This is a genomic window from Microcystis sp. M53598_WE2 (genome assembly GCF_030067735.1).
Lineage (GTDB): Bacteria > Cyanobacteriota > Cyanobacteriia > Cyanobacteriales > Microcystaceae > Microcystis > Microcystis aeruginosa.
In genome coordinates this window covers 1-1815 of sequence record NZ_JASJFE010000905.1, presented here as the reverse complement: position 1 = coordinate 1815, position 1815 = coordinate 1, and the positions used below count along the sequence as shown (strand labels likewise).

Annotated in this window: 1 protein-coding gene; it reads left to right on the top strand. The window is 34.7% G+C overall.

The annotated features are described in order from the left end of the window. Positions 1-1815, top strand: a 1815-nt coding sequence (locus PX636_RS18450) for an NACHT domain-containing protein (RefSeq protein ID WP_502882899.1), incomplete at both ends; no start/stop codon positions are given.

Sequence of the window (1815 nt, the reverse complement as noted above, 5' to 3'; positions counted from 1 at the left end):
ATTGTCACGGATATTAAACGTTTTAGTATTCAATATCCTCAAGTGCAGATTATAGTCACTTCTCGCTGGTTAGGATATAAAGCAGAAGAATTAAATCATGCTGGTTTTGAACATTTTATGATCCAAGATTTAGATAAAGATCAGATTGAAGATTTTATCAAACGTTGGCATGATTTAGCTTTTGAAAATCGAGATGATAAAACCCAAAAACAAGAACGTTTACAAAAGGCAATTAAGGAGTCAAAAGCGATTCGGCAATTAGCAGGAAATCCTTTATTATTAACGATGATGGCTATTCTGAACCGAACTCAAGAATTACCAAGAGATCGCTCAAAACTTTATGAAAAAGCGTCAGAGGTGTTATTACATCAATGGGATTTTGAAACCAAGGAAGGATTAATTGATCCTGAACTGAAAAAATATCTTTACAATATTGATCTACGAGATAAAAGGGACATTCTGCGTTTAGTCGCAAGTGCCATGCAAGCAGGAGAAAAAGGGTTAGCAGCTAATTTAATCTATAAGGAAGAATTAGAAAATATTTTGACTCAATATCTTGAAAAAACAGGAATTAACAAACGAGATGCTAGTGATCTGACTGATTTAATTATCAAACAACTGCGCTATCGTAATTTTATTCTTTGTTCTTTAGGTGGCAATGCTTTTGCTTTTGTTCATCGAACTTTTTTAGAATACTTTTGTGCTTGCGAGTTTTATGAAAGATTTAAAAACCGAGGATTCCCAGACGGAATTACTCTTGAGGAATTGAAAACCAAAGTATTTGGAGAACATTATTCAGATCCTGTTTGGAAAGAAGTTTTATGTTTATTGATGGGGATGCTAAGTGCAGAATTTCCCAAAGAAGTTGCTGAAGAATTAATTAACTATCTCCTTGATATGGAGGAAACATATAAAAAAATTTCTCATCTTTTTTTGGCAGCAGATTGTTATGGAGAATTGCGAAACCAGTCTATTTATGTTGAACTAAGTCAGCGATTGTTAGATAGTCTTCAATCCTTAACGTCTTATAGGTATGCTGGTAATTATTTTAAGGAAATAATAATTGCTAAAATCGGAAATATCTGGCAAGATGATCGGACAGGATGGAGTGTTCTTCAAGCCATAGCAGTTGAGCAAAATTACCGGAATTGCGAAAGAAAAGCTGTTAATCAATTATCTAGAATTGCTAAAATTCATTCTGAGGCGTTAGTTTATCTACAGGAAGTTGCTAGACAAGGTGAATCAGCGGCAGGTATAGCAGGTCAAGCTTTAGCCAATTATTGGCGAGATAATCCGCAAACTTTACCCATTATTCAACAACTAGCTAATAAGGGTGAATCAGAAGCAATTGAAGCTTTAGTAATTCATTGGCGAGATCACCATCAAACTTTACCCATTATTCAACAACAAGCGAATAAAAGTCAATGGAAAGCAATTGAAGTTTTAGCCAATTATTGGCGAGATAATCCGCAAACTTTACCCATTATTCAACAACTAGCTAATAAGGGTGAATCAGAAGCAATTGAAGCTTTAGCAAACCATTGGCGAGATGATCCTGAAACTTTACCCATTATTCAACAACAAGCTAATAAGGGTAAATCAGAAGCAATTAAAGCTTTAGTAACCCATTGGCGAGATAATCCTCAAACCTTACCGATTATTCAACAACAAGCTAATAAGGGTGAATATAGAGCAATTAGAGTTTTAGCAATTCATTGGCGAGATGATCCTGAAACTTTACCCATTATTCAACAACAAGCTAATAAGGGTGAATCAGAAGCAATTGAAGCTTTAGCAAACCATTGGCGAGATGAT